Raw genomic sequence first — 25,014 nt, 5'->3', positions numbered from 1 at the left:
CCGAGCGCGAGAGGCGGCGGAGATCATGGCGCGCTGTTTGAGAATGGGATCGAAACGGCGGATGAGGTAAAAGGCAGCGCTGTCAAAGGCATGAAAAAGCCCGCCGGCCAGGGCCGACGGGCTCTAGAAATGCGGCATCGTCAGCCTGGCGGCGGAAGGATGACGACAGACACAGCCGCCGCAACGACTGCGGAAAGCTTGCCCTTCCGCATAAGCGTGGGCTTCTCGTAGGTCTTCTTCATGGGAAATTCCCCCGGTTTCGGTTGATCCCTCAAAAGCATGAAACTGGCCTATGCCTTTTCCGGTTGTCAAGCTGGAGAGAAGCAAAGTTGCCCTGAGAGAGTTTGGAGCCCGTCCAACGGGCCAGAGCAGCATGACCAGATATTTTTTCCACGTCGATAACGGCACCTCACCCCCGACGATGAAAGTATCGGTCCCCCATTTGGAAGCGGCACGGTTGGAAGCCGTGCGCGCTGCCTGGCGAGATGATAAAGAGAGCAAGCAGTCCTTCTGGGAACATATGACGCCCTGGATCATGAATGTGACGGATGATGAAGACCATCTCCTATTCACGCCTCAGTTCGTGGTTCCTTCGCTTGACATCTCGCGAGTCATTTGTAGCCTGTAGCCTTGAGGGTCATCAAAGCGGGGTAAGTAATTTTGAAAAAGACGTATGAAAAGCCTGTGCTGGTTCGCAAGGCCAAGCTTTCTGCAATCATCGCTGGCGGTCCGTCGATTCCGACGTTTTGAAACGTTTCGCTGTTGAGCTGAGGAATCGCCTGCGCATTGATCGGCGTCAGCAGGGGACATCCAGAGCTTCTGGCGACCTGAATATCGGCTGAGTTTACAAGGCCCGCCGGCCTAAGTCGGCGGGATTTTTGCGTATTCAGGCGTCCATTTCCAGCGTGGCTATGCCTTCGAGAACTTTCTTCCCTATGTCACGGGTGGCTTTGCTGTCGGCAAGGTCCAAAGGCACGGCTGACCTGGGAGCCCGCGGCTTCACCCAGACCTGCGGGTATGACGAGACCCGGTGGGGCTGGGCGGCCGGCGCAGGTGTTGAATGGGCGCTGAACCAGAAGCTGTCGTTCAAGGCAGAGTACATGCACGTCGACCTGGGCACTCCCGACTTCAACACGCCTTTTGCTGACCCATCGACTGACAATATCGACTTCGACACGGCCCGCGTAGGCATCAACTATCACTTCTGAAGCGGGCTTCCCGACTTCAAGCGGCTGTAGCGGTATCCGGATCAATGCCGTGGAGCTTTGGACGCGTCTGCCAAGTTGCTTGATGCGTTGGCCGTCAAGCCACCGTGGACGCTAGCCATCCGTAGGGGGCTTTACCGGCCCCGTCATATTCGGCTGGATGAACGGCGCCCGCATGCCGGTGATGACTCGATCGACTTCAACAGCGGTCCGTGGACCTCACGAAGCGCTTGGTAGTGCTCGCTGTGGTACGCCAGGATCGACGATGCTCTTGTGCAGCGACTCGGCTGACGCAAGGAGCGGTATCGCCGTGGTGCCAAGATCCGCGAAAGCAGGTCGCTGAGGCTGAGTGCTCGGACCGTGCCGCCAAGACGGCCAGATTGAACCAGATTGAAACGGGTTCGCATGGCTCAGATTTTACCGCGGGACGTTTCTTTCAATGAGGAACTCGATTGCTCGATGCTCATCACAGCACTGGCTCGGGAGCCGGAACGGGAGCAGACGGAACCCGCTGATGGCAATATGCGTTGCCCTTTTATGGTCGATTACCTCAAATCGTTCATCCAGGAACTCCTGCCGGTGTGGCTCAGCCGGAAAGCGGTCGACGTGTACGTGCGGCCCGTGGAGCGGCAGCCACCAATGCGCGACATGATCGGCCCCGCTCCTCCCGTGCGCTATCGCGGTACGATTCGGTCCGAACCCTGCGATTACAGGTTCCACGAGCACCTGTAGCGCCCTCATCGTCTATGCGGCGGCACTGCGATTAGCGCCCTCGAAAGGCCGCAGGTTGCGCCCATCGCAACTGATCTTTTTGGCCGGAACCGAACTGAACAGCCGTGATTTATTAGTCGAAGGGACCGCAACCGGATAGGAAGCGGAACAATAGGTGAGACGGAAAGGCTGCACGTCAAACGCACCTTGAGTTCCCTCACACGCGCAAGGGCACAAGCGGAGCGTGCTTCTGCCCGGTTGGAGATACTCCACTCGAGTCGTGAAGCGGATGGATCGGCAAGCGGCTTCAGCCCTTTTCGCGGTAGCCGGCGGTAACCTCGTCTTTGTGCGCGGCGAAGGCTGCCAGGACCTCGTCCTTCTCGAGCTTCGGAACCTTAAAGTGGTCCAGGGTACGCCCGAGCTCGGCTGCGACCTCATCGAATTCCGCGGGGGAGATTTTCAGGCGGCGGTGAGCTTCCTCAAGGCCGAGCGGCGTCGAGCCCGGCTTGGTTGCCATAAACTTAAATGGGCCACCCGAAACGTCGCAGACCCATAGCGTGCGCATGAACTTGAGGCCGGGCAGCCGTTCGAGGTTCTTGGTGTGCCATTCCCGTAGTTGCGGGTTCTTGGACTTCTGGCCGACAATGGGATTCTTCACCACGGCGTCGCTGAAGTAGTCCACCACGGCAGCTATGGCGAACACGCCACCCAGCCGCTCATATAAACTTTTCTCAGGTTTGGTTTTCTTTGTCTGCGCGAGTGCATTGTGGGCCGGCAATACAGCCGCTGACGCGGCGGCCGCCGCCAACGCAGCGACAGCGACCGCGCCTCGTCTTGTAAAAGGGGTCGAAACAGCCGTTTTCATCTCTGATCTCCTCCGGGCTAAGCTCAGGGCCAGATCGAGCGACAGTCGGATCTGGTCGCTTCAATTGAAGGGACAACTAGGATCCCTTTTGCTTTACCCTCTGTCGTTTAAGATTCTAACGATTCCCCCGCTCGACTTATTCCCCGATGGGAGAAAGCCGATGTGTCGATACCCTTGCTCGTACGATGGAAGAGGAATATAATCCTACCCGGTGCGGCGACCTCATTCGGCGAAGACGGCCATGACAATGGAATTTCCATTCGTAGAAGACACGCTCGGCAAGAATCTGGAGGCCGGCACGGGGTTGTCGGTCGACTGCCTCACCTGTCATCGTTACGTCGTGCTCGACGATGTGGCCGATCGACAGCAAGGTAGGCAGCCCGCGCAACAACGCCCGACATCATCGACAGGATCGGCCTCGGGCCGACAAATCTGTCGATCTTTGATCATTCCATGTCGGGCACTTCGCCTGCGGTGAAGAGCACGCTTGGCGGCCCATAGTCGCCGAGAGCGGGATTGGCTTCGCGGCTCCACGCAACGACGCCGACGTGTTTGGAAGCGAAGCCTGGCGAGGCGGATCGCCCGCTCCTCTGTCTGTTGGTCGGCCGGTCCGAACGCCGTGAACAACTCGCCGTCCTCACCACGGTCGAATGCCATAACCACGATCAGCTTCGGCAATTTGGGTTCCGGCAACCACGTGAACTGACATTTCTTGCCTCTTACAAAAACCGTTCGCCGTCGCCGCGATGCAGGAATAGAACCAGTGCGAAGGCCTGCCGGGGTCGGGCAAAGCCGAATCCGGCATCCTTGCCACAGCCGGGATGCTCGCATGCATGATTTTCGACGCGTCGTCCCTCGCGTGGGACAGCGGTCATGCCTTCGGCGAGGCGTGATGGTTCGTCGCTCATGCTGAAAAGATTCCACAATCCGGCTTGACGTTCAAGGAATTTGTTCCTTTTCTGTTCTCATGGCGCATGAACCGATTGACACGCTGGCAAGGCAACCCGGCACAACATGCTTGTGAAGGCGGAGTGCACTTGTGGCAACGTCTTCTACTGCCGCTCGGCCGACCTGATGATGGTCTACGGCGGCGGCGCTGACCCGTTACGCCTGAAATTCGACTGCAGTCGATGATCGGCGGACGAGAGAGTTCAAAAGCGGCGCTTAGTCAAGATGATGCTAATATATCCAACGCAGCGATTGTAGCCGGCTGCAATACAAATTGTCAGTTGGCGGGGACCTCTCGGCATCGACGAAATTCTGTCACTGCACTGGCCCATCAGTGCACTCCGACAGACCTTGCTCGCTGGCTCCGGCCGGCGGGCTTTTTTGTACATAAGCGGAACCTGATATTTCAGAGCATGTTGAATCGACGGCAGCCTCGCTGCTGGTCGAGGTCCCGCAAGGACTCGGCCGGGGCCCGCGCCTCCGCGCCAGTGAGGTGCGGGCCCCATTATATTGCCCTTGTCGCGGCGGCGCCGGCTAACGACAGGCTGCAGATTTCAATCTGCATTCGAGATAGATGGCTGCAGCCCGGACGGTGTTTATTTTGACGGTCGACGAAAGGGTATCACTTTAACGTTCTCTTCCAGCTCTAACGGCTCGTGCCCGGGCGTCTCGTGATAGAAAACCTGGCGCAGGTCACGCTGATCGACCCGCTGTCCGCAGCTCGGGCAGTTGTAGAAGTGATCGTCTTCCCGGATGAGGTCGCCGCCGTGCAGCTTGCCAGGGATCGGAGGGCCCAGGTCCGGGAGCTTGGTCACGGCCTCAGCCCCTTATGCTCGGCGCCGGCGGTTTGAGCCTGGCGTCGCGAATTCGCTTAAAGGAGTTGTAGGCCTTGCCTCATGATCGCACCGGTAGGGGGACGGCCCGTTGGCATGCAAAATCACCTCGGCTGCTTGTTTTGACAGGTCGTGCTTCGCCATGAAAGCCTCAAGCTCATAGGGGCAACTGTCCGACCACGGGGTTGCTGTTCTGAGGTTTTCCCATTGCTATTTCACGAACTCCTCAGGCGCGGATTCCTCAATGCTGAACTCGTGCACCGTGCCTTGGGCTTCATCGACAACCCTGAACCAATGCTCTTGCAGCTCTCTCGGTGAGACGACCCTGCCGGTAACTTCCTCAACCGCCGAAAGGGCGTCCTCGGCATCGATCTCGTTAGTGCTCACCACCTGATCGCCCCGCAGTTCTTCGACTTGGTATCGTGCCATGGCGCTACCGATTCCCAAGCCGTTTAGCCTCTGCCTCAAGCGTGTCGCGGTCGTTACCGTGCTTGGCGATCAGCGCGCGAACCTCAGGGATCGAGAGACCAAATTTGCTGGCGAAGTAACCCACCTCGTACTCCTGGTCGCCAGAGACCTGGCTGCGATCCCGGTTATCAGTCTTGCTCTTGTCGTCGGCCATATCGTTCCTCCACTGCGATCTAGCGGCAACGTCGCCATCGGGAAATTGTTGCATGGCGCGGCAATTTGCGGTTTCGGAACTATTTTAGCTTGATCTAATTGAATGGCTGGTTGCGAGTCCTGTGTATGCGTTTGACGTTCTTACCGCCTATGGAGCCTAGGCTCGATGACGAGCCCCCGAAGGGCGACGAGTGGATTCACGAAATCAAATTTGACGGCTACCGCACCCAGATCATCAAGGACGATGATGGCATCCGTCTGCTGACCCGGCGAGGTCACGACTGGACCGGGCGATACACCGAACTCGCTGAAGCGGCTGCACTGATCGAGGCTGACAGCTTCATCCTTGAGGGCGAAACCATCAAGGTGAACGAGACCGGGATCTCCGATTTCCACGCCCTACAGTCTGCTGTGTCGACCGGGCGCCCGCGTGATATCTATCTGGTTGCCTTCGACCTCCTGCACCTGAACGGCCATGACCTCCACAACATGCCACTAGAGGACAGGCGCGAAATCCTTCAGGCCATGGTGCCGACCGGCAGCCGTATTCAATTCAGCGAAGCCATGCCTGGCACTGGCGACGCGGTGTTCCACCTGGTCGATAAGGCGAACCTTGAAGGCATGGTGTCCAAGCGAAAGCTGAGCCGCTATGTCAGCGGGCCGACGAACGATTGGCGCAAAATCAAATGCTACGAAGAAAAGGATCTTGATATCGTTGGCGTGCAGCGGGAGACCGGCAAGCCGGCAATGGTTCTGATGGCCGACAAGGGCCGCTATGTCGGCGGCGCGTTCGTGACTTTCCGAGCTGACAAGCGGCAAGCTCTATGGGATCGGGTGCAGGGCAAGGCCGACGGGCCGGTGCCGAAGGGCTTGAAGAAGCAAAAGGCCGAATGGCTGAAGCCGGGGCTCGGGGGCCGGGTGAAGACGCTGAAGGGCGAAGAGAGCCTTCGACATGCCACGCTTAAGGACTTTTGGGAAGTTAGCGCGCAAAGGGGCAGCCATCCCACCTGTTTTCCATCTTGCTCGGAACATGGGTTCACAACCATCGTTACCTTGAGAGTTCATTCTCATAGTTGGCTTCAGCCCATGAAACTCCTACGGTCATTGCATGAAATTGCCGCATCTCGGGGCGAAGGCCTTCACCCGGATTTGCTTAGAATGATAAAGCGGTCAGAAACGTGGGCCGGTATAGAGGCCGCGCTGCAGGATGGCCCGGAAATTGATGGACTCGCGCAACCGGCCAACAATGTCCTGCCGGTGGTTGCGGCTCGACCACGCGCCGATAGGCGATAAGCGCGAGACGGATCAACCCCTAATCCAGCTGCCAATGTTTGTTTCGCATCTCCAGCGCCTGGATGAATGCTTTGGCAGCAGCGTCGCATGCAACCCTCGACGGTCCATTGGCAAAAAGAAGAACCTCGGCTGCCCTCTGTGTCAGTCCGTGCTTTTCGGCAAACGCGGCGACTTCGTAGGGAATCTCATCAGGAACGGCGGAGTGGCGGGGCTTTTGCGCATAGCTGAACTCACTGCTACTGTTTATTTTCGTATCGCGAGAATCTGGGTCAACTTGCGGCGGCTGCTTCGCTCGTATGGTCACGGCCCTTTCGAACTCAACTGGGCATGCCTCGTCGCCGCAAAGGTCCCGGAAAACCTCGCGAACCGTTAGCTCGATCCGGCGGCCAGGGTACGCAACCGCTAAGTCGCGAACGACGTTGGTGACCGTCTCTAAATCATAGGAATCAATTTGCAGGCCAGTGGGGCCTGACATAGCTTCTCTCCCGCTAGGGCGAAAGCTTGATGGCCGCTCCCAAGCGTCCGTTTGCCTATCATCGGGTGCGGACGACGTGGAGAGCGTACGCCGATCCGCGCTTAATGCGAGTCTTTTCGTCGTGACAGGCGGGCTAACCCATCACGCGTTGGGTTCGCGCGGCGGTGGATGTTGCTGATTAAGCAGCATAGAAAGGGATGATCGGCGGCAGGGCGAAGGGCTTCGAGATCATGACGCTTTCTGGAACGCCTTCAGCGCCCAGTTTGGCGCGCTGTCGCCACGGACGTAGATCACAGGCATCATCGGGTTGGCTGGTCTACTCACCGGATTCTAGTTCCACGACTGAGCTTAAGCCTCCATGAGCACACGCGGCATCAATTTCCTGGGCAAGTGGATCGTAAACAAATTCCCGGAAACGGCCACGGCCGATGTCGTTTCTGTGGACGAGCTTACCCGCAAGCTCATTGCAGACGCCAAAGCGGTCGGCATCAGTCGGACTGAGACCGATGAAGAGGTGCCGAGCCTATACCGCGTCTTGGTCGATGCGATCGTGCATTTGGATCCGGGGCTGCCAGAATAAGGGCGTCGGGCCGCACGGTTCGTTTCGAACAGGGCGGCCCGGCAGTTTGGCGGCAGGCCAATACGGCCGGGCCTAAAACCGGGGGACAAAGCTACGAGCGGCACCGGTTGTCGAAGGAATATACGCGGCTGCTAATTTAACCGGAACGCATCCTTAAGAACGAATGGGGGGTAACCCGCGCTGGTTGGCTGGTCATTTTCCTCAACCTTACACCAGCACCGCCGCCCCGGATGCTTTATCTAGCAAGATGGCCGGCGCCGTGGGTGGGTGATGGTGGGTAGCGCCGGCCAATGCGGGGTTGGGGACCCGCGCAAATCAAGCTATCCGAGTCGTTCGCGGCGCGAAGAGTGTAATTACGGAAGCTGCCGCTAATAGGCCGGATGTCCGGGCTATGGTGAATAGCGGGTTACTATCATTACCGGCCAGGATATATCGACCTTCACCGCGACGGGATAGGCTGCGAAAACCGCTAGAGCGGCTTTGCTGGCCCTGTCATGTTCGGCTGGATGAACGGCGCCCGCTTGCCGGTGATGGTCTCGATCGACTTCAACAGCGGTCCGTGGACCTCACGAAGCGCTTGGTAGTGCTCGCTGTGGTACGCCAGGAGGGGACTGACGATGCTCTTGTGCAGCGCCTCGGCTGCCACGAGGAAGCGCTCGATCTCAGCCTGCGAAAGCTGTTTAGAAGGTTTGGTTCTGGCCATTGGCGATCTCCGTTAAAGGGGTTCGCCGCAACGAGGATTAGAATCCTACATGCCAGTTCGACTGGCAAGAGGGCGCTGGCCCTACTTTTGCAAAGAATTCCACCTCGTAAAGGTACATATCTGAGGTCGGGTCAGTGCTTGGATGCCTGCTCATCGAAGCCCTTGGCGTCATCGCAGTACTGCTTGCTCTCGGGCGCGTCGATGCCGTTCGACGGATGCGCTGCCCATGCACCTCGGTCGTATCGCCATCGATGACGGATGCCACGCCGGCAATCACTTCCGGATTCGGCTTGATCAAGTACTGCAGATTGTTTTCTGGCAGCGGACTGTTGTTGTGCATGACGAACTGCGTGGCCGCAGCCGCAGCCGCGGCGACCGTGACGAAGACGAGCCGCTTCAGCACGCTGGCCAACACGCGCGTAGCGAGCGCTACATCTCATTGGAGCCGATCACACCCGACTCGCCTTCAGAGAGGTTAGTTCGTGAGGGCCCCGCAGCGGTGAATACTACACCAGCCACCTCAAACGCATGAAGTAGGGCGGCGAGCTTCATGGCACGCGGAATCCTCCGCCCGTTTTCAAAGTCGCGTATTGTCCCTTCGCTCAAACCGCTCTTGGAAGCGAGCCGCACCTGAGACCAGTTCAATAGCGCCCGTGCCGCCCGGGACTGCTCTGGTGTCATCACCAGGGTCGAAGCGATTTCGCCTCGGCCGTACCGCTGGCTGACGCCGTGGTTCCTAATGTCGTCGGCCATGACCGTTCCTCCTGGCAGAGAACAGCGGCTGGCAGCGAATGTTCCATCTCGCTTATATAAGAGACAGCTACGGAGCCGAACCATGAGAATTAAGCCCGCCCGTCAGGGCTTAGCCAGCAGCCTGACTTTTGAGAGCCTTCGCCGAGCGAGTCTGCCAGCCGCCTCCGCGAGGTGATTGCCAAAGGCTTCGGTGACGAATGCAAGAGTCATCAAGTCGATCAAAAAATCGTCGATCGCACTCGAAACCGCGTTTGACCGCCCCTCGATCTGACGCAACGAAGTTCGCGCCTCTTCCAGCGCGGCGTGCGGATCGCCCGCATCCAGCAACGCTTCAAGTCTATCAAAAGCCCTCACCTTAACCCCCGCCTCCGCGCGCACTCATAACGCGGCGGCCTGATTAAATTCCCCGTCGAAGGAAAAAGATGGCCGTGTTCGCGCCACCATCGCCGGCATTCTTCATCGGTGTCGGTTAAGGGTTGTCCTGTTGATCGTCGAGAAGGAACGAAACTGCAATGAGGTCATGGCCTTCAATGCGGCCGCCGTGGACGCGCAAGATGGATGGGACTTTCTTAAAGGTCTTGATTTCCGTCTCTGTCACCCGAGCGTGTCGGATTCTGGCTCTAAGATCAGTCAAGCGTGAATCAAGGGCTGGCGAATTCTAAGAAAATCGATCTGGCTGACTGTCTCGACCGCCGCGCCGAACTCAACGAAGATTTCGGCAGGATCAGGTTATTATCCGCTACAGCCGATGGCGCTCGTCTAAAATTAGCTTCGACGCCAAGCCTTCCACGTTGATCCGCAAGAGCGAGGTTCTCTCCGTGTGGATAGTTGCGACGGCGCTATGATTACGAGGGTGTCCTGTGGAGGTCTAAGGCGGCGCTTACGTCTATTTAGCGGCCAGCAGCTACCCCCACTGAACTCGACATGATCCCTCCGATGTGAGGCTAGCTGTGATGCAACTCACGCGGCTGCTTCAATGACTCGATGTGAGCTTGCCTTTTCATCCGGTTTCGCTCAGCGCTCAGTAACTCGTCCTCGCCTACCAGGCCGTTGAGGAAAAGCTTCAGGACATGGGATGCGAGTGTCTGTGCCTGCGGGCTGCTAAGTGCAATACCATTTTCTTCGCAAGCTGTCCGACAGACGCGGGCGAGCATCTCCAATTCATCGGACATGACGACTTGACCAGGAAACAACATGGCTTCCTTCTCCACAAAATGCGCTTGGGAACACTGGCACGATGACTCCGCATGCCCCTTCTGTCTTTAAAAAATGATATCGGCAGGCGGCTTGGTCCGAAATGGTACAGGGACGTTCACGCATTTTGAAAAGTTTGTGGAGGTGGCTCTTCCCTCCAGCTGCCGAACAAGAGACGCTCCACCGGGCCTAGGCGTGAGTGCGCGGTCCTACGGAACCAGCCAGGAGCAAGAGCGATAATCCGACTATCACTACTTTGGTGGCGACGATGTCGACCTAGCCTTCCACGTCGCTACACGAAGCGCTGCGACCTCCGGGGCTTTGCTGCAATTTGCGGGCGAGGTGGGTGACAACCTGCTCGCTGGGCTATGTCAAGCGGGGAGCAGAGGATCTGGCAGGAGCCCAATACGATTGGTTCGCAAGTTGCCGGCACCCTCACCTCGTCCGGCCAGCTGACCACACCGCACGCTCGGTGGGTTTCCTGTTAGCTTTTTGGAGGCGAAAGGAACTCCTCTCAGAATCCGAAGTTTGGATTCGAGAGCTTAGGACCGCCGAGATGGCCGACATATTCAATAACCTGATCGGAGCAGTTGCCGCGATCTTTTATGTCTCCGAACACGAGCCTGCGCTGCCTGTGAATGCGCCGAATTTTCCCGACGACCTTGACCCGGTGATCAGGGCGGAGACGTTCGCGCCGGGGTTCTCCCAAAGTTCGGACTTTAGGGATAAAGATGATGTCGATGTATGAGCCATGGCGCAGCACCTGTCCCGCCATTGGCGCCAAAAAGGCTCCCACCAGTATAGGTTAACTCGCCTGATGCAAGCAGGGACAAAAAGCGCTGCAAGCCGTCCCGTTAATGAAACTATCCAGCCTTTCGCCGGTTACTCAGCGTTGACTTGCAGGAGGATCTGATATGCCAGGATCGGGTGAGGTTGTGGGAAGCAAGGCGCCAAGAAAGCCCCGCAGCAAGCCGCTGAAGGGCGAAGACGCCGAGGTGAAGCACGTGGTCGATACACACGATGTTTCCCCAACCCAGGCGAGAGAGCTGGTACGGCGCCATGGCAACGACTGGCGCAAAATCGACGAAGCCGCGAAGTCCTATAAAGACGAGAAATGAGGCCTTGCGCGCTGCCGGCAAGCGCATTGACCACGCGTTCGCCTTTAGGAAGTACGGCGAAGTTGAGTGGCTGAGAGCGACGGCCTTCGAAGCGGCAACCGAGAAAGCTATTCCAGGACTTGTCGATGGCACCGACCACTCGATGAAGGCTTGGAGCCCAGCGGCCGAGGTCTGACAATTGTGACCTTGGTCGACATCTTCAACGCCTGCCGAACGAAATCTGACTCAGAACGTTGACTTGAGCATGGCGTCATCAGTCGGGGCACTTCCATGAAAAAGGTCGAGCTTTCCACCTATCGGGCCAAACGGGATTTCACCAAGACAAAGGAGCCCAGCGGCGACCGCTCCATGCTGAAGTCGAACCGGCTTCGATTTGTCATCCAGAAACACGCGGCGACCCGGTTGCACTACGATCTTCGTCTCGAACTGGACGGCGTCTTCAAGTCGTGGGCCGTAACCAAGGGGCCGTCGCTGGACCCCCAGGACAAACGTCTCGCGGTCGAGGTCGAGGACCACCCGCTCGATTATGGAGACTTCGAGGGCACCATCCCGAAAGGCCAATATGGCGGAGGTACGGTGCAGCTCTGGGACCGCGGCTATTGGGAGCCGGAGGGCTCGATGTCTCCCCAGCAAGCCTTGGAAAAAGGCGACCTCAAATTCACGCTCGACGGCAAACGCCTGCATGGAAGTTTCGTCCTGGTGCGCATGAAGCACGACCGCAATGGCGGCAAGCGGATCAACTGGCTGCTGATCAAGCACCGAGACAAATACGCCACCGTTGGCAATGGAGACTCCATGCTCGCACAAGATCGGTCCGTAGCCTCCGGCAGAAGCATGGACAGGATCGCGGCGGGGACAGGGGCTGCGCCCAAGCCCTTCATGCTCCGAGGCGCCGGAGCGGAGGCCGACGCCGTCTGGGACAGCAATCGAGGCGATGCCGCCAAAACGCATGCGACGAGATCCGCAAAACCGACGGCACGCCCCGCGAAAGTCGCTCGATCGTCCGGAGCGAAAATGCCCGATTTCATCGAGCCCCAACTGTGCGAAACGCTCTCTCGGCCGCCAGCGGGAGCGAACTGGGTTCATGAGATCAAGTTCGACGGCTATCGCATGCAGATGCGCGTCGACGATGGCGTCGCAACCCTGAAAACCCGCAAAGGGCTCGACTGGACCGGGAAATTCGGCGCCATCGCAAAAGAGGCGGTCAGCCTTCCCAGTCTTATCATCGATGGCGAGATCGTGGCGCTTGGCCAGAACGGGGCACCCGATTTTAGCGCGCTGCAGGCCGCCTTGTCGGAGCGCAGGACCAAGGACCTGATCTTCTTTGCCTTTGACCTTCTGTTCGCGAACGGCGTCGATCTGCGCAAACAACCGCTGACCGGGCGCAAGGAACAACTCAGCGGCATCCTGGGCGATGTAGATCGCGGCGAGGCAAATCTCATCCGCTACGTCGAGCATTTCTCCAATGGCGGCGACGCGGTGCTGCGCTCCGCCTGCCGCCTTTCCCTCGAAGGCATCATCTCCAAGCAATCCAATGCGGCCTATACGTCCGGCCGCTCCAGCAGCTGGGCGAAATCAAAATGCCGTGCCGGGCACGAAGTCGTCATCGGCGGCTGGTCGACAACCAACGGCAAGTTCCGCTCGCTGCTCGTCGGCGTGAACCGAGGAGAGCACTTTGCTTATATTGGGCGCGTCGGCACCGGGTACAGCGAGGGGAAGGTCAAGCAGCTCCTGCCTAGGCTGAAGGCTGTGAAGGCAGCGATGTCGCCATTCACGGGCGATGGCGCGCCGAAAAAAGACTCGACGATTTTCTGGACGAAGCCTGAACTCGTGGCGGAGATCGAATTCGCTGGGTGGACTGGCGGGGGAAATGTCAGGCAAGCCGCGTTCAAGGGGCTGCGCGACGACAAGCCTGCCAGCGACGTGGAGGCGGAACGCCCAGCCGATCCCGAGGACACGCAGATCGCTCAGCCGGCCAAGGCGACGACGAGCCGGACGGGAAAGAGCCCGGTCGTTATGGGCGTCATCATCTCGAAACCCGACAAACCGCTGTGGCCAGACGCCGGCGACGGCGGGCAGCCCGTCACCAAGCTTGACCTTGCCGAATATTTCGAGGCCGTCTGCCACTGGATGATCAAGCATATCAAGGGGCGCCCATGTTCGCTCGTGCGGGCGCCTGACGGGTATGCCGGCGAGCAGTTCTTCCAGCGCCATGCAATGCCCGGAACGTCGAACCTTCTTGAACTCGTCAAGGTTTTCGGAGACCACAAACCGTATCTGCAGATAGACCGTGTCGAGGGTCTGGCCGCCATCGCCCAGATTGGTGGCCTCGAGCTGCATCCGTGGAATTGCCGGCCGGACCATCCCGAAATCCCCGGCAGGCTGGTCTTCGATCTCGATCCCGGCCCTGAGGTTGACTTTTCACGAGTGGTCGCGGCGGCCAAGGAAATGCGGGATCGTCTCGACGGCCTGGGCCTGCTGAGCTTCTGCAAGACAACGGGCGGGAAGGGCCTGCATGTCGTGACCCCCTTGGCGGGTCAGCGCAGCAAGACGACCTGGGCCGAAGCCAAGGCATTTGCGAGAGCGGTATGCCAGCAGATGGCGGCCGACAGTCCCGATCTCTACCTCATCAACATGGCCAAGAAACTGCGGACGTCGCGCATCTTCCTCGACTATCTTCGAAACGACCGCATGGCGACCGCGGTTGCTCCGCTGTCGCCGCGCGCAAGGGAAGGCGCCACCGTTTCGATGCCGCTGACATGGGGTCAGGTCAGGGGCGACGTCGATCCCCGAAAATACACCATCCGCACCGTACCCGGCCTCCTGAAGAAAACATCCGCCTGGGCGGACTATAACGATGGTGAACGTTCCATCGCCAGCGCCATCAAGCGGATGGGCGCGGCGGCAAGGATCGCGGCATGACGACGCGGGATCTTAAACCGGATTATGCACTCCCACTGGACACCGCGCCGATGGAAGCGAAGTCAGTCGACGCCCTGCCTGACGATCCGGGCCATTGGCAGTACGAGCCCAAATGGGACGGATTTCGATGCCTCGCATTCAAGGCTGGCAAGGCGGTGGAACTGAGGGCCAAATCGGGCAAGCCGCTGGGCCGATATTTTCCGGAAGTCGTCGCGATGTTGCGCGACCTTGAGGCCGACGCGTTCGTCGTTGACGGCGAGATCGTCATCGAGGTGGATGGTGAGCTTTCATTTGACGCGTTGCAGATGCGGCTGCACCCGGCCGAAAGCAGGATCCGCAAATTGTCGGCGGCAACGCCGGCGCGGCTTATTCTTTTCGACATGTTGGCCAGTGTCGACGGGCCATTGGTTTCCAAGCCTCTTTCAGCTCGGCGCGCCGAACTAAAGTTGTTCGTCGAGGCGGCCAGGCGCAAGGATATCGAACTATCCCGTGCCACGCGGCGCCTTACGGACGCAGCCAAATGGCTTGACCAGTCGGGACACGGGTCAACCGATGGTGTCGTCGCCAAGCGTCTCGATGATCCGTACCGGCCGGGCGAGCGCGCCATGATCAAGGTGAAGCGCTTGCGCACCGCGGACTGTGTGGTGGGCGGGTTTCGTTATCTGGCCGACTCGCGAGACGTCGGTTCCTTGCTACTCGGTCTCTACAATGACGACGGCAGGCTCGACCACGTCGGATTCACTTCGACAATTGCTCGCGAGGATCGCAAAGATCTGACCCGGCGTCTGGAAGGCCTGCGTGCACCACCTGGCTTCACGGGCAAGGCGCCGGGCGGACCGAGCCGCTGGAGCACGGAGAGGAGCGGACAATGGGAGCCGGTGCGTCCCGAGCTCGTAGCGGAAGTACGTTTCGACCATGTCACCGGGGATCGCTTCCGGCACGGCACGAAATTCTTGCGCTGGCGCCCCGACAAGGACCCAAGGCAATGCACGTTCGAACAGATACTGGGCCAATCTGTGCGGGCAGGTACGTCCGCTTCATTCCCAGCGGCGCGATCTCGTTTTGGCTCGAGTAAAGGCTGAATGGGCCTGAGACGGTCTATCTCGGCAGATATGGCAGAGACCGCATTTCGCTCGCTTTCGCCCGAGAGAAGTGCCTCGACGCAAAGCGCGTTATCGGCGAGGGGCGATTGCCGGCGATCGAGAAACTGCGCGACAAGCGTCGCCTGAAAGAGGCAAAGAGTTTTGGCGAATTCGGCGAGAAATGGCTCGCGGCCGGGCCCGATGGCCGGTAGCACGCGCGCCATGGGCGCGTCATCTTCGAACGGTCGCTTCCTCCGGCCCAGCGCAATCTCCTGCTGACGGAGATCACGCCCCGATGACCCGCGGTCCCTTGCGGCGCTCCGGCGACCCACGTTCGAGATATCCTCGTCGACCCGACGCTGTTTGGATCTGATCCCGCCGCAGAGCGCGAGACTGAGACAAACGCCGTGGTTTTCGTCATTCAACAATTCGTTGGCGCGGTGAGGGACGTTCGGCAAGTTCGCGCAGGCGAGCCTTCGCCAGTTCAAAGTCAAGTTTCGACCATCGTTCAAAAGCCTTCCGGTGCGAGGCGTGGGGCCACCAGAGCACGGCGTCGATAAGGTCGCGCATTGGTGGTTGCTGCTCCACAGGTCGACGTCGACCTCCACGGCGCCGATAGAACGATACCGGGCTTGCGCCGAACGCGACATGTCAGTTGTAACGCGTCACCGCGGCAGCGGCCGGGCGTTCGGTAACCCGGTACTGGTTGTCGCGAGATGCCGAAACCAGCTCATAGTCGCCGGCAAGGCCGTCGATGACCAGGTCGAGGAATGCATTGCAGGCGGCAACCCAGTCAATAAAATCAGGCACCGCGAGCGAAAAGGTCCCACGCTCGCCATAGCTGGCAGACAAGACAGACCGTGACCCGGGTCGGCTCCAGCGCACACTTAGCTCAGCCCACGAGTCCGCCAACCTTGTTTGCTGGGGCACTGCTTTCGCTGGAAGTCCTCGGCGGCTGCAACACTCTCCCAGGATCGATAGCCGCAGATCAAATCCTCGCAGCAGGATCGTAGGCGATTTCCCCAACCTCTTTCGCGGCGGACGCCACCAGCCGGTCTGTGCAAGCACGGGATGGCCGAACGATTGCGTGTTCACCAGAGCCGAAATGGCGTCTGCTAGAACAGTTCTGCGCGGAGGATCAACCCTCGCGTCAAACACCCCGCATTCGTAGTATCCATCCTCGCGCATCATCATGGAATTCCAGTCCACAGCACCGAACAACGACCAGGCAGTGACGGCGCGTACGTCGATACCATCAGCCGCGCATTCGCAGGCAGCCTGCCACCCCTCCATGAACCACCGCAGCTGTTCCTCACGAGTGCAGGCATTGTGCACTTCTCCGATTATCACCGGCAGAGCGTAGCGCCGCCACACTTCACGCAGACGCGAGGCAAATCCGAGTTCGCGGACCGGCACCCCGGCGCGGCAAGCGGCGATATCAACGTATGGATCGATGCCGTTGCCGCCGACCGGTTCTCGACGATGCCGTTCAATGCGGTGATCTAGAAACCGGTCGCTGGTGAGGTAGTAATCAATGCCGATCAAATCCGGAGGGCAGGGCGCGGCCTCCAACTCTGCTAGGTGGGCGTGATCGACACCAGCACCAAGAAGGCGTCCATGGAACGGATGGCATGGACCCACACGCCCACAAAGCAGATCCAGCGATAGCCATCGCCGGCGATTCTCGTACTCCGCCTGGTATGCTAGTTCCGGCGTCGCAAAAATCTTTCCGAAATCCTCGGTCTGCAGAAAGCGGGCTTCGGGGATGATTTTGCGAATGGTTGACATCGTCTTGGCGATCGCGCGGCATTGGGCAACCAGAAGCCTGAAGCAACTTGGCTCGTCCGCGCGGTGCGGATGCCAAAATCCATAGAGACCGCTGAGACGCGCTGTCGTCATCGGTTCGTTAATCGGCGTGAAAGTCCTTATCCACTGGTACCGCCGTGCGACCCGCCCGGCAAACGCAGCGAGACGATCGGCAAAATCGGGCGCGAGAATGGAGGTCCAGGATGGCCCGCTTCCATGATGGACTAGGGCTGCCATTGGGGTGATGCCGAGTTGCCGCATACGTTCGAACCGCTCGTCCAGCCAGGTCCATTCATCCTTGCCCTCCACCGCCTCGACGTGTTCCCACAACGCCGGGCATCGAAGCGTTTTGATGCCGAGGGAAGCGACGAGGTCCAAATCCTCGATGCGTTTTGAATGACCGGTTTCGAGGAGCTGATTGCGGATCACACTGCCGACACGAACCACGCTGCATTCAACGCCACCCCAGACCTCCACCATGACTACCCCGCCGCGCCTCTGGCCAGGGATAGCGCCGGCGCGTCCGTCTTCTGAATGCGATTGAAAGCGGCCAGAGCCTGACCAACCACCTGGTCCATATTGTAGTACCGGTAGGTTGCCAGCCGACCGACGAACATCGCATCGGTTTGCTGAGCAGCGAGTGCCTCGTATCGCTTATAAAGCACTTCATTCTCCGGCTGAGGCACTGGATAATATGGATCGCCGTCATCCGTCGGATATTCGTAGGTCAGACTTGTTTGAGGATGCTGTTGCCCCGTCATATGCTTGTATTCCGTGACCCTGGTGAAAGCCTCGGTCTGCGGGTAGTTGACGACGGCCACGGGTTGGACCAGTGGCGTGTCGAGCGTAACGTGCTCGAAGCGCAAAGACCGGTACGGCAACTTTCCCAGCCTGAAGTCGAAAAATTCATCGATCGGACCGGTATAGACGAGGCGCCGATAGGGGATGACCTTTCGAACTTCGCGGTAGTCCGTCTGCAGCATGACCTTGATCTTCGGATGAGCCAGCATCCGTTGAAACATGCGTGTGTAGCCGCCCGCCGGCATGCTCTGAAACGTGTCGGTGAAATACCTGTCATCGCGATTGGTTCGTGTTGGCACCCGCGCTGTCACCGATTTGCTCAGCTGCGAGGAATCGACCCCCCACTGTTTTCTCGTGTAGCCTTGGAAGAACTTCTCGTAGAGTTCGCGTCCCACTGTCCCCACGACCACGTCCTCGGCGGTGCGAATCTGTTCCACGCTCTCTCTGCGTTCGGCCAGAAACTGCTCCATTTGCTCGGAGGTGAGGTCGAGGCCATAGAGACGATTGATCGTGTCGAGGTTGATCGGGATTGGCACCAGCTTGCCGTCTACTTTGGCGAGGACACGGTGCTCATAAGGACGCCACGTTGTGAAATGGGACAGGTAGGCGACGATGGCTTCAGCATTGGTGTGAAAGATGTGCGGCCCGTAGCGATGTACAAGAATGCCGGCCTCATCATACCAATCGAAAGCGTTGCCGCCGATGTGACTGCGACGGTCGATGACAAGGACGGTCTCTCCGCGCTGACTGGCAAGGCGCTCTGCCAAAACGCTTCCGGCAAAGCCCGCGCCGACGACAAGCCAATCAAACATGGTCGACCAACCGGCTAAATGTGGGAAGACGCAAAACCTTCGCGGGCTTGAGCAAATCCTGCATGGCGCTCCAGGTCGAGTCCCAAGACATTTCCGAGAGGAACGCGTCGACCTTGGCCATTTCACCGCGACCTTTGCACAGAGCGGTGCTGAGGGCGGCGGGCATCGATCCTGCGTCAGCAATTTCGACCAGTCCGCGACGGCCGTAGATCTGTACAACATCGACGATGGCCGTCGCAACCACGGGCAGTCCGCCGGCCAGGAACTCAGGCGTCTTCGTCGGACTGATGTACCGCGTCGCTTCGTTCAAGGCGAAAGGCATCCACCCTGCGTCCCAACCGGCCATGTAGCTCGGCAATTCGGCATACCGCTTGGCGCCTAACCAATGAATGTTTGGCCCAGCGGGCAACGTAGCTGGGTCGATCTTGACGACTGGACCGATAGTGACGAACTGGACAGCAGGCATCGCTGCAGCAGTTCGAGCCATCAGGTCGATGTCGAACCGCTCGTCAATGACCCCGAAGAAGCCCACGCGCGGATGGGCAATGGTTTGCTGGTCGGGAGGGTCTGCCTGAAGGCGGCGCGCCTGATGGAAGTGTGCCGTGTCAATGCTGCTTGGAAACGCATGAACGGAGGGATGCTGGCTGCGCTTGGCTTCATAAAGGCTCATGCCGCCCGTAAACACAACGTCGGCCCTGCCAAAGAGCTGCTGCTCAAGCCGCTGGAGTTCTGGCGGTGCGTTCTTGAAGGCAGAAAGTTCGTCCATGCAGTCGTAGATGCAGACATCCTCCTGCAGCGCGGGGGTGAATTTGAGGGCCATGGGCGTGTAGTACCAGGCCACCAGGTGGTCGTGCTCGATGCTGGCCACCAGGCCCTCAAGCAGGATGGCCATTGCTTTGTCGACCTCAACCTTGGGCTGATGGTTCGGCAGCACGGGGGTCACAACCTCAAGGCCGGAGGCCGCCGGCTTGTGGCGAAGGACAGGGGTCTGAACGGGCTCGAATACCGGTTCTTCGAAGAACACGACGGTGTAGGTGGCTGCAGCGCGCGTCATCAAATGCTGCGGGCGTTGAAAAACAAAATCCCACCGCAGGTGTGAAAAGCAAATCAGGAGTGGCCTATCAAATGGCATAGGCAAGGGGTTGGATACGGTCTGATCCATTACAACGATCCGCATTAGGGTTAGCTTATGGTGGATGAAGCTCCGTCCGCAGATCGGGTTCCACGACGACGACGGAATTTTGTATTTCCCAGCCAAACCAAGATTTCTCATTACTCCTGGAACGGGCATCGCCTCCGCAAGTTGTCGGCGGGGAGGCGCAAATGATTGTCGATGCACATCTTCATACATCGGGCCGCGAGACGACGGGGGAGGTGCTGCAGTCGCTCGATAATGCGGGCGTGGACATCGCCTTCCTGCTGGCGCCCTTCATGACGTCGCCTTATTCGCTTTACGACCGCGAATCGTTGCGAGCTGGCAACCGCTACCTTTCCGACCTGATAAAGGGTCACTCGGACCGGCTCGTCGGGTTCGCGGTTGTCAATCCGCTCCATCCGCAATCAGCCGGTGATCTTGAGGAGGCAGCCGCGCTTCCCGGTATTCGCGCCCTGAAGATGGTTCCGACCGGCTGGTATCCATATGATCAGTGCGCCCATCGCGTGTACGCGGTCGCTGCGAGGCTCAATCTCCCCATCTTGTTCCACAGCGGGATTTTCATTGACGGCCGATCAGGGCGGTTCTGCCGGCCGTCATTCTATGAGGGGGTTCGCGATCATCCCGGCCTTCGCGTCACCTTGGCTCACCTTGGCTGGCCATGGTGTGACGAAGCCAACGCGGTTGGCGTTATCGATCGGATCAATGGCATCGACCCGACCGAGAGCCAGTTTCGCTTCGACCTGTCGTTTGGACCACCTCCCATCTATCGCGACGAGGTCTTTCGAAAGGCAATCGACGTGATCGGTCCACGCTCTCTGCAATTCGGGAGCGACCGCTTCCTGCCTTGCAGCGGTGCTCATATTCGCGCGGCAATAGATGAGGTCCGAGCAATTCTCGATCAACTCGATGTCGCAGCAGATGACCGGGATGCAATCATGTCGGGGACTGCAATGGATTGGCTCAGGCTGCGCCCGTGGCAAGGAGGTAATTGATGACCCGGTCACCGCGCGTGCTGCCAGGCGGCCAAACTGATGAGCGCACGCATGTCCTTGAGGTTTTGGGTAACGCCATTGTCGGCGGCATGGAAAACTATGTGCGCAACCTGGCCGCAAACCTGCCATCGAACGAGTTCAAAGTCTCGCTGCTATGCCCTTTTGAGAGCCCTTATACCGCCTTGCTCCGGTCCGAAGGCAGAGACGTCTATATTGCGCCGCTGCGTGACGATCCGCCTTGGAAGACAGTCGAACTGATCTGCACACTCGTCCGCGAAACGGGTGTCGGTCTGCTCCACGCGCACCTGATGAACGCGCATACCGTGGCGGCCATAGCCGGCCGACTGAGCGGGACGCCGACCGTAGCCACATTGCATGGCATGAGCTTGCATGCGCAGGAAATCAGCGTCGCGCGCACAACCGGGAGCCATACCATTGTGGTGTGCCGTGAAGCCTGGTCACAGGCACTTGCGGTGGGATTGGCGCCTGAGCTTGTGAGCCTCGTTCCCAACGGAGTCGACCTCGCAAAGTTTCATCCGAAGTCCGCTGACCCCGCAGAGTTCCGCCAAACGATCAACGTCGGCCCTGCCGACATAGTGGTTGGGTTCGTCGGCAGGCTGGCTTGGGAAAAAGGCCCCGACAAGTTCATCAAGGCAGCCGAATTCATATTGCAAAGGCGACCCGAGGTGCATTTCGCAATGGTTGGGACCGGGTTAATGGAAAAGGACCTTGGGGCTACAGTGCGACGCGCGGGACTGGAGTCTCGCATCCATATGATCGGGCTTGCGCGCGAACCACATCGGATTTATCCGGCACTTGACTTGCTGTTGCATACGTCTCGCGCAGACGCGATGCCGCTCACCATCCTGGAGGCCATGGCATCAGGCGTGCCGGTCGTGGCGATCGGCGTCGGCGGAGTACCGGAAATCGTCGCCACAGGCGAAACCGGTGTTCTCGTGGGCACCACCGAGTGGCCGGGTATCGTGTCGGAATATCCCGGAGACTGGGAAGGCGTCGCCTTGGCGGCAATCTCCCTTTTATCCAACCCAGCAAGACTGAAGTCGATGTCCGGTGCCAGCGTGAGGCGAGCGCAAGCCTGCTTCGATATCCAACAGTCGGCGACGTTGACGAGTCATATCTTCCGGCAGTTGCTCGGAGCTCGTACGGATAAGGCTCGCCTCCACTCAGTTCCATGAGTTCGGGAGCGGGACGTGCAGGATATCAGGATTTGGTGGCCCTGATTGCGGTAATGACAGGGTACAAGGGATCAACGACGTCGAGGCTTGCGCGATCGATCTCTTCGAATGCGAGACCCTGAAGGAAGGCTGTAGCGGCGAGCACGTTGCCGAATTGCTGTACCTCCACTGCGGAGGAGCCAAACCGTTCTTCGAAGAGGCGTTGTGCCGCAGTCTGGGTCATCGCCCAGAACCATTTTTCTGGTCCGTCATGGGCGTCGATTGACGTAATACCTGGTACCGTCGCTAGTACGACGCCGCCTGACGCCAAGGCGCGATGGATAGTAGCAAGGGCACCCCGCACCTCATAGATCATATGCAGCGTCTGAGTCACGATGATGCAGTCAAGGCATCCGCCCTCCACGGCATCCTCGTTCTGCAAATCGATGCGCATTGTGGCGTGTGGATTGGCACTCTCAGGCGAGTCGATGATGTCGGAACGCACGACACGGTCGAGACCAAAACGGAGCGTGTAGACGTTGTCGCCTATTTCCGCGACACGCCCCCGAATGTCGTTTGCATGACGCTCCAGGAAACTCTCGATATAGTAACGGTCGAGCGGCATGCCGCGATCGCCGCCAAATCTCCGGCTCAAAGGCTCGACCTCGCCAAGGTCCCCAAAGACCACGGTACCTGGCACTGGGATTGATCTCATGTGATTCAAACCTTGGGACCGCAGCGCGGTAAGGGTCTCAGTGAAATGTCATCAGGCGGCTGGCGATCATGGAAGCTTCCTTTGGCGCATCTTTCGTTGCCATGTCTTGTCATGAAGCGGGGGCCGCGCCGCCGCCTTGGCAGTCTGCACACCATGAGAGCATAATGATCCGCATCGGTTAGCTGTCGGCTTTCTTCCTCGCTGCCGTCGCATTGTGGCCGGTAGGAGCTGCACTCTTTGCGTCCTTCGAGTGAGCTGCCAGAGCGGGACCTGCGCCGGTCGCCTTGCGCATGTCCCCGCTGCGCTTTTCCGGCTGTCCTTTTTTCCCGAAGAGGCCCGAAAAATACCTTCCGAAAAACCCCATCACTTCCTCCTCGCTTAGCAATTCAGCCACGTCCAATACGAATTTGCGAGACGATGATTTGTTCCTCCGCAAGCTAGCTCTGTACGATTTCCATCCGCGGCCGCGATCGTTGTGACAAGCGGATCCATGGCCCCAGGCCAGTCGACTTGGCTCTGCTTGGCAACCCCCGCTTCGGGACCTTTTGAGATACGCTGTCGTTGAAGATTCGACAGGTCGATCGATGTGTCACGCTTCCGCGCACATCGATTTTCGACCGGGACGGTGGAACGTCCTGACAAGATCGACGTTGGCGCTGATCTTAGTCGAGGACGCCAGCATGGTGATGATCACCGAAACGAAGGTTCGACAGATAGTCGAAAACGGACTGCTCTCGACTGACGAAAAGATCTCGCAGTTGCTCAAGTTCGACTCTGGGCTTTGCCATGAGTTGAAGGGGAAACGGCGTTGGCCGATCATGGCGGCGGCAGGGACGTTCCTTGCGAAGACTTTTCTTGTGTTGGACGGCTCAGCGAGAAAGCGCGGATCGCAGTCGCGGGTCCTCTGCGGAAAGCGTTCCGACCGCGTGGCTGGCGGGTTTTCCAAAGGGCGAGAGTATCCCATTCAACGTCGGAGCAAATGTACCGGGGCTTCTACAAGCGTCTGGTAGACGCTGTCGACTTCCTCGTCGATCTCGCCTCGCTTGATTCCGATCGCTTTTGCATCGGCGAAAAGCTTATGTGTGAATTCGCTTACCGTCACTGCGTCGCTTTTAGCTTTCTCAGGAATATTGTTGGCAATCCAGCCATTGAGGAAGTCGATGCCACGCGGGCTCATGGCGCTACAACCTCAGTTCCCGCAATGGTTTCCACTGTGTTCACGATCTTTGCCGATGCTCTCGCGGATTTTGCATTCAGCGCTTGGCGCGTGGCACGGAGCACTTTTTTGGCCACGCAGTCGGGCGTTTGAAGCTTGTTCAAAAGCGGCGCTGTTTGTTTTCGGCGCAAAGATTACGGGCTCGGAAAAATGTGCAAGGACAAGGTTAGTTTCCATCTCATTTGTGCAGTGTAATCGATGGCGTAGTCGACTACGCCCCCACCAGGCGCCTACCTTGATCACCTGTCTTGACCCTCGCCGCATTGCGCGCGAATTTTTAGGAGCGTCGAACCATTTGGGTGATCGAGGAACGGACAATGCAGGGCAGAAGGTCGCAGGAGCGGAAGGGGCAATACCCTGTAGGTGAATTCGCATCGAAGCATGGTTTGTCCGAGAAGTCGGCTACGATCATTTTCTCAATCTTTACGGACCATCTAGGCCGGCGTGCGATGCTGCCGCACAGGCTTTCAAAGAAGCGCTCAAAGAGCGGGAAGCTGGCCGGTTGGTAAACCTGCTCACCATCGACTAGGACGCGCCCAGAGGCTTTGTCGAGCCTGAGTTTTCGAGACGTTGTTCGTCATAGGGAACCTTAGAGGGGATGGCCCGCGCCTGCGGTCAAGGCTGCGCGGGCCGATCAAGACGACCGACATCTCGGCAGCGGCACGAACCGATGAAGAACGCGCCGCCCCGGCTCCACCTTGAACGATCGCAAGGGTTCCCACTGTCAAGAGTTACGGGGTCCCTGCCCACAGTTCACTACGCTTTGACAAGCGCCAAGCCTTGGCCTGCGCTGAGCCTCAACTCTCTGAGCCGGGATGTTTTGGCGTCTCTGGCCTGACGTTCGGCGTCGATCAGCTTACGCGCTTCGCGGTCGGCTCTTTCAAGTCTTTCCTTGTCGATGCGCCGTTTTTTCATGGCAGCCTCCTTTGCAGCTTGCTGGCAACTTCATCATCCAGACCAGACGCCGGAGCGGCGCTTTCCTCACCAGCTCCTCAAGGCTAGATCCGTGTGAAATCTGCGAGCGCCAATCGTCGCCGT

General features: G+C 58.9%; 29 protein-coding genes and 1 pseudogene. 11 read left to right on the top strand and 19 right to left on the bottom strand.

The window, feature by feature from the left end:
* Positions 1 to 292 precede the first annotated feature (292 nt).
* The 3 genes from FJV77_RS07830 (at position 293) to FJV77_RS07820 (ending at position 1,937) form a co-directional block, all read left to right on the top strand.
* Positions 293 to 628, top strand: a complete 336-nt coding sequence (locus FJV77_RS07830) for a hypothetical protein (protein ID WP_142866247.1) — start codon at positions 293 to 295, stop codon at positions 626 to 628.
* A gap of 250 nt (positions 629 to 878) precedes the next feature.
* Positions 879 to 1,208, top strand: a complete 330-nt coding sequence (locus FJV77_RS07825; protein WP_142866246.1) for an outer membrane beta-barrel protein — start codon at positions 879 to 881, stop codon at positions 1,206 to 1,208.
* A 456-nt stretch (positions 1,209 to 1,664) separates the two neighbouring features.
* Positions 1,665 to 1,937 carry a hypothetical protein gene (locus tag FJV77_RS07820; RefSeq protein WP_142866245.1) on the top strand — a complete coding sequence of 91 codons (273 nt, stop codon included), beginning with the start codon at positions 1,665 to 1,667 and terminating at the stop codon, positions 1,935 to 1,937.
* A gap of 286 nt (positions 1,938 to 2,223) precedes the next feature.
* Here FJV77_RS07820 and FJV77_RS07815 read toward each other — a convergent pair whose 3' ends face one another.
* The 6 genes and pseudogenes from FJV77_RS07815 to FJV77_RS07790 form a co-directional block, all read right to left on the bottom strand.
* On the bottom strand, positions 2,224 to 2,781 hold the full coding sequence (locus FJV77_RS07815; RefSeq protein WP_142866244.1) for a group 1 truncated hemoglobin: 558 nt from the start codon (positions 2,779 to 2,781) through the stop codon (positions 2,224 to 2,226).
* Positions 2,782 to 3,227: 446 nt separating this feature from the next.
* A pseudogene (locus FJV77_RS32825) lies at positions 3,228 to 3,438 on the bottom strand (hypothetical protein).
* Between the two features lie 62 nt (positions 3,439 to 3,500).
* The gene (locus FJV77_RS07805; RefSeq protein WP_142866243.1) at positions 3,501 to 3,689 is read right to left on the bottom strand and encodes a hypothetical protein; all 189 of its coding nucleotides are present in this window, start codon (positions 3,687 to 3,689) and stop codon (positions 3,501 to 3,503) included.
* A gap of 636 nt (positions 3,690 to 4,325) precedes the next feature.
* Positions 4,326 to 4,544: a hypothetical protein gene (locus FJV77_RS07800; RefSeq protein WP_142866242.1), complete on the bottom strand. Its 219-nt coding sequence runs from the start codon at positions 4,542 to 4,544 to the stop codon at positions 4,326 to 4,328.
* Between the two features lie 228 nt (positions 4,545 to 4,772).
* Positions 4,773 to 4,991, bottom strand: coding sequence for a hypothetical protein (locus FJV77_RS07795; protein ID WP_142866241.1), 219 nt, complete (start codon positions 4,989 to 4,991; stop codon positions 4,773 to 4,775).
* A 4-nt stretch (positions 4,992 to 4,995) separates the two neighbouring features.
* Positions 4,996 to 5,184 (bottom strand): DUF3606 domain-containing protein, encoded by a 189-nt coding sequence (locus FJV77_RS07790; protein WP_142866240.1) that lies wholly within the window; start codon positions 5,182 to 5,184, stop codon positions 4,996 to 4,998.
* A gap of 125 nt (positions 5,185 to 5,309) precedes the next feature.
* Here FJV77_RS07790 and FJV77_RS07785 point away from each other — a divergent pair, with 125 nt between their 5' ends.
* Positions 5,310 to 6,476: an ATP-dependent DNA ligase gene (locus tag FJV77_RS07785; protein ID WP_142866239.1), complete on the top strand. Its 1,167-nt coding sequence runs from the start codon at positions 5,310 to 5,312 to the stop codon at positions 6,474 to 6,476.
* A gap of 19 nt (positions 6,477 to 6,495) precedes the next feature.
* Here FJV77_RS07785 and FJV77_RS07780 read toward each other — a convergent pair whose 3' ends face one another.
* On the bottom strand, positions 6,496 to 6,951 hold the full coding sequence (locus FJV77_RS07780) for a hypothetical protein (protein WP_142866238.1): 456 nt from the start codon (positions 6,949 to 6,951) through the stop codon (positions 6,496 to 6,498).
* A 358-nt stretch (positions 6,952 to 7,309) separates the two neighbouring features.
* On the opposite strand from FJV77_RS07780, the gene FJV77_RS07770 reads away from it, so the two are divergent.
* Positions 7,310 to 7,531: a DUF768 domain-containing protein gene (locus FJV77_RS07770; protein ID WP_142866237.1), complete on the top strand. Its 222-nt coding sequence runs from the start codon at positions 7,310 to 7,312 to the stop codon at positions 7,529 to 7,531.
* 469 nt (positions 7,532 to 8,000) lie between these two features.
* Here the strand turns inward: FJV77_RS07770 and FJV77_RS07765 are convergent, their stop codons facing one another.
* From FJV77_RS07765 to FJV77_RS07745, 5 genes are all read right to left on the bottom strand, one after another.
* On the bottom strand, positions 8,001 to 8,234 hold the full coding sequence (locus tag FJV77_RS07765; protein ID WP_142866236.1) for a hypothetical protein: 234 nt from the start codon (positions 8,232 to 8,234) through the stop codon (positions 8,001 to 8,003).
* Between the two features lie 37 nt (positions 8,235 to 8,271).
* Positions 8,272 to 8,646 carry a hypothetical protein gene (locus FJV77_RS07760; protein WP_246691174.1) on the bottom strand — a complete coding sequence of 125 codons (375 nt, stop codon included), beginning with the start codon at positions 8,644 to 8,646 and terminating at the stop codon, positions 8,272 to 8,274.
* A gap of 17 nt (positions 8,647 to 8,663) precedes the next feature.
* A complete protein-coding gene (locus FJV77_RS07755) occupies positions 8,664 to 8,987 on the bottom strand; it encodes a helix-turn-helix transcriptional regulator (RefSeq protein ID WP_348643816.1) in 324 nt (107 codons plus the stop codon).
* Positions 8,988 to 9,089: 102 nt separating this feature from the next.
* Positions 9,090 to 9,341 carry a hypothetical protein gene (locus FJV77_RS07750; protein ID WP_142866235.1) on the bottom strand — a complete coding sequence of 84 codons (252 nt, stop codon included), beginning with the start codon at positions 9,339 to 9,341 and terminating at the stop codon, positions 9,090 to 9,092.
* Between the two features lie 590 nt (positions 9,342 to 9,931).
* Positions 9,932 to 10,198 (bottom strand): hypothetical protein, encoded by a 267-nt coding sequence (locus tag FJV77_RS07745; RefSeq protein WP_246691173.1) that lies wholly within the window; start codon positions 10,196 to 10,198, stop codon positions 9,932 to 9,934.
* A gap of 539 nt (positions 10,199 to 10,737) precedes the next feature.
* Between FJV77_RS07745 and FJV77_RS07740 the strand changes: the two genes are divergently transcribed.
* The 4 genes from FJV77_RS07740 to FJV77_RS07725 all read left to right on the top strand — a co-directional run bounded on the left by FJV77_RS07740 (position 10,738) and on the right by FJV77_RS07725 (position 15,303).
* The gene (locus tag FJV77_RS07740) at positions 10,738 to 10,929 is read left to right on the top strand and encodes a hypothetical protein (protein WP_142866233.1); all 192 of its coding nucleotides are present in this window, start codon (positions 10,738 to 10,740) and stop codon (positions 10,927 to 10,929) included.
* A gap of 166 nt (positions 10,930 to 11,095) precedes the next feature.
* Complete coding sequence (locus FJV77_RS07735) at positions 11,096 to 11,299, top strand: hypothetical protein (protein ID WP_142866232.1); 204 nt, start codon at positions 11,096 to 11,098, stop codon at positions 11,297 to 11,299.
* A gap of 270 nt (positions 11,300 to 11,569) precedes the next feature.
* Positions 11,570 to 14,221, top strand: a complete 2,652-nt coding sequence (gene ligD, locus FJV77_RS07730; protein WP_142866231.1) for a DNA ligase D — start codon at positions 11,570 to 11,572, stop codon at positions 14,219 to 14,221.
* Entirely contained in the window at positions 14,218 to 15,303 is a 1,086-nt protein-coding gene (locus FJV77_RS07725) for an ATP-dependent DNA ligase (protein ID WP_246691172.1), read from the top strand. The genes ligD and FJV77_RS07725 overlap by 4 nt, the downstream gene beginning before the upstream one ends.
* Positions 15,304 to 15,720: 417 nt before the next feature.
* Here FJV77_RS07725 and FJV77_RS32265 read toward each other — a convergent pair whose 3' ends face one another.
* From FJV77_RS32265 to FJV77_RS07705, 4 genes are all read right to left on the bottom strand, one after another.
* Positions 15,721 to 15,873, bottom strand: coding sequence for a hypothetical protein (locus FJV77_RS32265; RefSeq protein WP_185970227.1), 153 nt, complete (start codon positions 15,871 to 15,873; stop codon positions 15,721 to 15,723).
* A gap of 81 nt (positions 15,874 to 15,954) precedes the next feature.
* A complete protein-coding gene (locus tag FJV77_RS07715) occupies positions 15,955 to 17,589 on the bottom strand; it encodes a glycoside hydrolase (RefSeq protein WP_142866230.1) in 1,635 nt (544 codons plus the stop codon).
* Between the two features lie 2 nt (positions 17,590 to 17,591).
* Positions 17,592 to 18,722, bottom strand: a complete 1,131-nt coding sequence (gene glf, locus FJV77_RS07710; protein WP_142866229.1) for a UDP-galactopyranose mutase — start codon at positions 18,720 to 18,722, stop codon at positions 17,592 to 17,594.
* Positions 18,715 to 19,884, bottom strand: coding sequence for a glycosyltransferase (locus FJV77_RS07705; protein ID WP_246691171.1), 1,170 nt, complete (start codon positions 19,882 to 19,884; stop codon positions 18,715 to 18,717). The genes glf and FJV77_RS07705 overlap by 8 nt, the downstream gene beginning before the upstream one ends.
* A gap of 161 nt (positions 19,885 to 20,045) precedes the next feature.
* Between FJV77_RS07705 and FJV77_RS07700 the strand changes: the two genes are divergently transcribed.
* Positions 20,046 to 20,870: an amidohydrolase family protein gene (locus FJV77_RS07700; RefSeq protein ID WP_142866228.1), complete on the top strand. Its 825-nt coding sequence runs from the start codon at positions 20,046 to 20,048 to the stop codon at positions 20,868 to 20,870.
* The gene (locus FJV77_RS07695) at positions 20,870 to 22,066 is read left to right on the top strand and encodes a glycosyltransferase family 4 protein (protein ID WP_142866227.1); all 1,197 of its coding nucleotides are present in this window, start codon (positions 20,870 to 20,872) and stop codon (positions 22,064 to 22,066) included. Before FJV77_RS07700 ends, FJV77_RS07695 begins: the two co-directional genes overlap by 1 nt.
* 25 nt (positions 22,067 to 22,091) lie before the next feature.
* On the opposite strand, the gene FJV77_RS07690 is transcribed toward FJV77_RS07695, so the two are convergent.
* From FJV77_RS07690 to FJV77_RS32260, 3 genes are all read right to left on the bottom strand, one after another.
* Positions 22,092 to 22,670, bottom strand: a complete 579-nt coding sequence (locus FJV77_RS07690; RefSeq protein ID WP_142866226.1) for a class I SAM-dependent methyltransferase — start codon at positions 22,668 to 22,670, stop codon at positions 22,092 to 22,094.
* A gap of 1,054 nt (positions 22,671 to 23,724) precedes the next feature.
* Positions 23,725 to 23,937, bottom strand: a complete 213-nt coding sequence (locus FJV77_RS07680; RefSeq protein ID WP_142866225.1) for a DUF768 domain-containing protein — start codon at positions 23,935 to 23,937, stop codon at positions 23,725 to 23,727.
* Between the two features lie 795 nt (positions 23,938 to 24,732).
* Positions 24,733 to 24,891: a hypothetical protein gene (locus FJV77_RS32260; protein WP_185970226.1), complete on the bottom strand. Its 159-nt coding sequence runs from the start codon at positions 24,889 to 24,891 to the stop codon at positions 24,733 to 24,735.
* Positions 24,892 to 25,014: the final 123 nt, after the last annotated feature.

Origin of the sequence: Mesorhizobium sp. WSM4306, from assembly GCF_007003975.1 — a bacterium.
Classification (GTDB): domain Bacteria; phylum Pseudomonadota; class Alphaproteobacteria; order Rhizobiales; family Rhizobiaceae; genus Mesorhizobium.
This window is presented reverse-complemented; position numbering and strand designations above follow the sequence as displayed.